Origin of the sequence: Gilliamella sp. GillExp13 (genome assembly GCF_001690815.1) — a bacterium.
Taxonomy (GTDB): Bacteria; Pseudomonadota; Gammaproteobacteria; order Enterobacterales; family Orbaceae; genus Gilliamella; species Gilliamella bombi.
In genome coordinates, this window is sequence record NZ_LZHJ01000031.1 from 1 (window position 1) to 5,651 (window position 5,651).

The window sequence follows — 5,651 nt, forward strand, 5'->3', positions numbered from 1 at the left end:
TTACTTGACATTTGAGCTGTAATTCATTATCATTTAAAGCACAAGGACTGGCAAAATAATGCATTATCATTTAAGGCACAAGGCACAAGGCACAAGGCACAAGGCACAAGGCACAAGGCACAAGGCCTGGCAAACGTATTTCTTAAATTTATCAAATAAACTTATTCGACGAATTTTTGCACAAAACTTATTTATATCTTCGAAATTATCTCTCAACGAATTATCGAAATTATTGCTCAAATCACCTAAAACAGCTTTGCTAGTATTAGCGCTGTTATTATTATCATCTTCATGGAATGTACAGGCGAATGGTAAAAAGGCTAGAGCGGGTAATCGTAGTGATGCAATACTGCTACAACAGTCGCCAGTTATCGATTATGTAAGACCTAATCTACAGTATGGTGACGGCAGATTCGCTGGTCCAGCTGACATGTGGAATCCTGATAAGGGCTTCTTAGTTCAATCAATCAATCCTGAATCATACAACCTCAATTTCCCAACTACAGGTACGTATGGAGTATATTTTGATTTACTCATTACAGGAATAGATGTAAGAAAATTGACATGGAAACCCGTTACTTTGGGAGGAGTTACTGCAACAGTGACAAATGTTGTAGCTAGGGATTACTGGATTCCTTATAAAGATAGGGGAAAAGTTGTTGCCCGTGTTACGTTAACAGGTCCATATACATGGCTCCCGGGAAAACCGTTCACTACTGGTGGGTTAAGGTTACCGCAGACGTTTGAGTTAGTGGGTAGAGATGAAGATGGTTATGAGGTAGTAAAATATGGATTTGTGTTGAAGCAATGGTTCATCGCCGTTACGGGCTTTAAGAATCGTGAGCCTGAACGTTGGTGTAGTAGAATGAACTACCAGATACCAAGGGTCAGAGATTTAACTAATGCGGCTGGTATTCCACCTTTAGGCGCCCGCCCATCTTCACCAGGTAATCATTACATGCGTTATATTGGTGGAGGCCTTTTTTCTGAGTGGGGCTACATGCACGGCTACGTCAGTAACTTTCCCTTTCGAGACAACTTCCACACGGCGCTTGATCCTGATGGTTCGTGGGACGGGAGGGGCGAAAGATACAAGGATAAATTTGGAGTGGGATCGCACGATGGCTACTTCCGTCAGTACCGCCTATCCCACAGGGATAGTTATATTTGCGCCTCGGCCCTTAGACCTTAGTCCTTGGGCTACCATAACATATGCCCAGGCAATGTTTTTAGCGCTACACCATCTTCTCAATGGTGGGTAAGAGATAGAAGCAAGAATATGCACGATCGTCGAATAGGTGCTGGACTCTTTACTGAGTGGGTGTAAATACCCCCAACTTAGCACACAACTTACGTAGAAAATCATGCTGCCTGTTTTAGTGTTTTATATTCAATCGGTGTCATGTTATTTAATGCCTCATGCGGTCTTTCGGTGTTATAAATCGTTAGCCATTCTTCGGTTATTCACCTTGCTTGTGCTAAGTTGTTAAAAAGATATAAATCAAGTACTTCAGTACGATAGGTACGATTAAATCGTTCAATATAACCATTTTGATAAGGGCACCGGGCTTTATATAATCAATGGCTATATCATGTGATTTAGCCCAGTTTATAAAGGTTTTTCCTGTAAATTCTGGCCCATTATCGACCCGTATTTTTAATGGATATCCATGATATTCGGCCAATTTATCTAAGTAACGGGTAATCCTTCCTGCTGGTAAGCTGACTGCAATATCAATACCTAACGCCTCACGATTAACGTCATCGATGACATTGAATGTCCTAAAGCGACGTTGATTACGGCTACTATCACTCATAAAATCCATTGACCAACATTCACCTTGTTTATTAGGCACAAATAGCTTTTCCGGGCATCGTGGAGGAATGCGTTTTTTTCGTTTTACTCTGAGATTAAGCTTTAATTCACAATACACCCGATAAACACGCTTATGGTTCCATTGATAGCCGAGCTTTCTGATACGATTAAAGCATTTAGGAAAGCCCCAGCGTGTGATAGCATTCAATACCGAAACAATCACCGAATCATCCTGTAACTTAGGTTGATAATAGTAAGCACAACGGTTTAAGCCAACGATAGCGCAGCTCATAGCTATAGTAACAGAATGATTTTGCTGTACTATTTTAGGGGGATAGTTACACTTTACTTTTGATAAGATAGTCAATCTTATCATCTATTTTATTGGTTTTTCAATAACTCTTCTGCGTTTTTAATAAAGAAATAGCCGCTATTTTTGCTAATCTAATGAAATTGAAACATCAAAGATGGAGCCGCCAGCAAATCTATGTATTTTCATAAGCTCAGGTTTCACTTTTTGGGCATTTAAATCAGTAATATCAAGAGCAAGTGCCAAATCAAAAGAGCCCGTAATTTCACCGTTCTGTTTGATTTTTTGTTAGAATTAAGATCCATTCTGAAGAAATATGAAGAGTACGACCTTAAAATATTAATCTATGTTATTAAAAATAAAACATTGAATAAAATATATAACCCGTTTAATATTATGATGATGGTTATCTAAATAACATTATGAGGGATTATAAACATATGAATATTCCATTTAATATAATACAAGGAACATTAAACGAGCTTGATGATATATCATTACTTTTTTCTGAATATCGAGAGTTTTATGGTATTGAGGATTGTAATTCTGAATCAAAAAAATTCATTAAAGAAAGATTGATCAACAATGATTCAATAATTTTCCTTGCCTACGACAATAAAATAGCATGTGGTTTCGTACAGCTATATTTTTCATATTCTTCTTTATCCATATCACCAACTATAATTTTGAATGACTTATATATTATAAAAAGCTACAGAAGGTACGGTATTGCAACCCAATTAATGGAAAAAGTAAGAAGCTTTGCTAATAATTCTACATATAATGGAATTTCATTATGCACATCAATCGAAAACCACAAAGCTAGAGCTCTGTATGAAAAATTAAATTATAAAATTGATGATCAATTTATATACTATTTTTTAAAACTACATAAGGAATGATATATGAAAATTTATGATTCTGTTGGAGTTGGATTTGGACCGGCAAATCTTTCAGTGGCGGTTGCTATGGATGACGCTGGTATGTTAAACAAAGATGGCTTACAAATTAAATTTATTGAAAGTAAAAGCGAGTTTGGCTGGCATCCTGGAATGTTACTTCCGGAAGCGGATATGTAAATATCTTTTTTTAAAGATTTAGCAACATTAAGGAATCCTACTAGCAAGTATACATTCTTGAATTATCTATTTTCATCAGATCGTTTAGAAGGCTTTGCAAATTTAAGAAACTTTTTCCCTAGTAGACTGGAGTATAACGACTATTTAAAATGGGCAGCAAATCACTTTAATGATTATGTTTTATTATATGGTCATAAAGTTGTAAGTATTAATCCCATTTATGATGGTCATTTAATTGATCATTTAGAAATTTGCATTGAAGATAATAATAAAACAATCAGCGAATTGTATGCAAAAAATATTTCATTAGCAACAGGCATAACTAAAAATATACCCGTGGGAATTTTCTTAGATGAAAAAAATAAAAAAATAATGCATTCCAATGATTTTTTAAATAATTTGGAACATGAATTTAATGATAAAAATTCAGATTATAAATTCTTAGTTATAGGATCTGGACAAAGTGCAGCAGAGATAACTAATCATTTATTAGATCATTATCCAAATATAGAGTTATGTTTAAGAAACTATTCACTATGACCAGCAGATGAAACTGAATTTTCTAACGAGATTTTCAGTAGCCATTCAGCAAAAAATTTTTTGCTTATGATGAAAAACTTAAAGAAAAAGTGTTACTAGATTTTAAAAATACAAATTACTCAGTTGTAGATTCTGCATTGATAATGTAACTATCCCCTAAAATAGTACAGCAAAAAAGTAGAAAATTCTCTATGATAAAAGTAAAAGGGGATTTAATGATGAAAAAAAGAGCTAGAGGCTGAAAACCGTAAGCTTAAATAGATGTTTGCTGAGCTAAGTTTAAAATCACAGCTTCAGGAAAAAATCATAAAAAAGCTTTAGTGCCCACAAAGGCACGTAAAACGTGGGCACAGGCGCTACAAAAAAATAATTCAATCACTATTACGATGAGCTGCGCTATCGTTGGCTTAAGCCGTTGTGCTTACTATTATCAACCTAAGTTACAGGATGATTCGGTGATTATTTCGGTATTGAATGCTATCACAGACCAGCATTTACGCTGGGAAGAGTAGGAGCCTTGTTTAACATCTTCAAAAAAGCATTATAGACAAGAGGGGGCATAAAAAAACAGCAACAACTAGCGTATGGATGAGCAGAACAAATTTTATCATGTTTTTTGGCTTGTTTTTCGAATTCCTCTATTTTTTCTTTACCTAATGATTTTAATTCTGGCTGACCTGTTTGGGTATTAAATTTTGTTCGGCTAAACATTAAGGAATCATAATTAACTTTCATTTCAAGTAACAAACAAAAATTTTTCAGCCAACAATCGAAATCAGCTTTTCCTGCAGGGCCGTTATACTTCCATTCTTTTATTTCTACCGATATTTTGTTGGTTTTTGGGGTGCGATTTCTGCTCCAATCAATCCTAGCCAAAGTCGCTTGATAGTCAGCAGATAAATCGCTCATATTTCGTCGAAACAAATTGGGGGCAATAAAAGGTTCAATCGAACACTGACAATTTTTTTTCTAACCTTTCCTTTTCAATTGCAAGCATTTTTTCGGCAAAAGTGTTTTTTATTTGTTCTTTTTCATCATTGGTTTTGTTATGACCAATATGGCCCACTAAATCACCCGCTTTAATCCGATACATCAAAGATCTTTAATAGGAATGCTAGCTTCTGCTTCTTTTAATATCAATACGATTTTGTATTCTGTTATCTTTTTCATATTCAAATTTTCTTTTACTTTTATCGTAGTGCATTTTCTACTTTTGGGTTGTACTATTTTAGGGGGTAGTTACAGTAAAAAAGTGTTTAATAATAAAGTGGTTGCTATTAGTATGGACATACCAGTAACAGCGATAGCCAATTAGAATTATGTAAAACACTAGGTGCTGATTTGGTCGTTAATCCTAAAAAAGTTGAGGATGTGGGCGTTTATATTAAAGAACACACTGGAGGAGGAGTGCACGGTGCTGTTGTAACTTCTGTGACTAAAACAGCATTCAATCAGGCCATCAATTCTGTGCGACCTTTAGGGCGTGTGGTCGCCTTAGGTTTGCCTTCAGAAAATATGGATTTAAGTATTCCTAAAACCGTGTTAGATGGTATTCAAGTTTTAGGTTCATTGGTTGGAACTCGTGAAGATTTAGCAGAAGCATTTCAGTTTAGTGCAGAAGGAAAGGTCGTACCGATAGTTGAAAAAAGACCTTTGGAAGATATCAATGATATGATCTGGATCGGCTACACTAATTAGTACCAGTTTTATAAGGTCATTGTTATGATAAACTAAAAATAAGAGAAGGTAACAACAATGGCAACCGATTCATCACGAAGAGCAAAACGTAGCTTTACTAACGAGTTCAAAAAACAAATGGTCATGCTATATCAAAATGGTAAAAAACGTGCGGATATCGTCGCAGAGTATGACCTCACCAAATCAGCATTAGATAATTGGATAATGC

The 5,651-nt window shown here is 35.3% G+C and carries 6 protein-coding genes and 3 pseudogenes; 5 read left to right on the top strand and 4 right to left on the bottom strand.

Going from position 1 to position 5,651, the window contains the following annotated elements; translation table 11 throughout:
* The first annotated feature begins 58 nt into the window (after positions 1-58).
* Positions 59-1,192: a hypothetical protein gene (locus A9G37_RS02925; protein WP_065574565.1), complete on the top strand. Its 1,134-nt coding sequence runs from the start codon at positions 59-61 to the stop codon at positions 1,190-1,192.
* Between the two features lie 170 nt (positions 1,193-1,362).
* Here the strand turns inward: A9G37_RS02925 and A9G37_RS13445 are convergent.
* Together A9G37_RS13445 and A9G37_RS02930 are read right to left on the bottom strand one after the other, a co-directional pair.
* A pseudogene (locus A9G37_RS13445) lies at positions 1,363-1,542 on the bottom strand (integrase core domain-containing protein).
* A complete protein-coding gene (locus A9G37_RS02930; RefSeq protein WP_176701847.1) occupies positions 1,479-2,183 on the bottom strand; it encodes a DDE-type integrase/transposase/recombinase in 705 nt (234 codons plus the stop codon). Before A9G37_RS02930 ends, A9G37_RS13445 begins: the two are co-directional and overlap by 64 nt.
* Before the next feature lie 383 nt (positions 2,184-2,566).
* On the opposite strand from A9G37_RS02930, the gene A9G37_RS02935 reads away from it, so the two are divergent.
* The 3 genes and pseudogenes from A9G37_RS02935 (at position 2,567) to A9G37_RS12480 (ending at position 4,257) form a co-directional block, all read left to right on the top strand.
* The gene (locus A9G37_RS02935) at positions 2,567-3,028 is read left to right on the top strand and encodes a GNAT family N-acetyltransferase (RefSeq protein ID WP_065568756.1); all 462 of its coding nucleotides are present in this window, start codon (positions 2,567-2,569) and stop codon (positions 3,026-3,028) included.
* A 3-nt stretch (positions 3,029-3,031) separates the two neighbouring features.
* Positions 3,032-3,745: pseudogene (locus A9G37_RS02940) on the top strand (SidA/IucD/PvdA family monooxygenase).
* Between the two features lie 320 nt (positions 3,746-4,065).
* Positions 4,066-4,257 (top strand): hypothetical protein, encoded by a 192-nt coding sequence (locus A9G37_RS12480; RefSeq protein WP_141671023.1) that lies wholly within the window; start codon positions 4,066-4,068, stop codon positions 4,255-4,257.
* On the opposite strand, the gene A9G37_RS02945 is transcribed toward A9G37_RS12480, so the two are convergent.
* Both A9G37_RS02945 and A9G37_RS12755 read right to left on the bottom strand, forming a co-directional pair.
* Entirely contained in the window at positions 4,226-4,654 is a 429-nt protein-coding gene (locus A9G37_RS02945) for a Tox-REase-5 domain-containing protein (RefSeq protein ID WP_065574567.1), read from the bottom strand. The genes A9G37_RS12480 and A9G37_RS02945 overlap by 32 nt on opposite strands.
* Positions 4,655-4,688: 34 nt before the next feature.
* On the bottom strand, positions 4,689-4,838 hold the full coding sequence (locus A9G37_RS12755) for a hypothetical protein (RefSeq protein WP_176701848.1): 150 nt from the start codon (positions 4,836-4,838) through the stop codon (positions 4,689-4,691).
* A 135-nt stretch (positions 4,839-4,973) separates the two neighbouring features.
* On the opposite strand from A9G37_RS12755, the pseudogene A9G37_RS12010 reads away from it, so the two are divergent.
* Positions 4,974-5,443 (top strand): annotated as a pseudogene (locus A9G37_RS12010) (zinc-binding dehydrogenase); the annotation flags it as partial.
* Positions 5,444-5,651 lie beyond the last annotated feature (208 nt).

Bases quoted from the DNA above. Each gene is read 5' to 3' on its own strand.
- A9G37_RS02925 (WP_065574565.1), top strand. From the start codon at position 59: ATGCATTATCATTTAAGGCACAAGGCACAAGGCACAAGGCACAAGGCA.
- A9G37_RS02935 (WP_065568756.1), top strand. From the start codon at position 2,567: ATGAATATTCCATTTAATATAATACAAGGAACATTAAACGAGCTTGAT.
- A9G37_RS02945 (WP_065574567.1), bottom strand. From the start codon at position 4,654: ATGAGCGATTTATCTGCTGACTATCAAGCGACTTTGGCTAGGATTGAT.
- A9G37_RS12755 (WP_176701848.1), bottom strand. From the start codon at position 4,838: ATGTATCGGATTAAAGCGGGTGATTTAGTGGGCCATATTGGTCATAAC.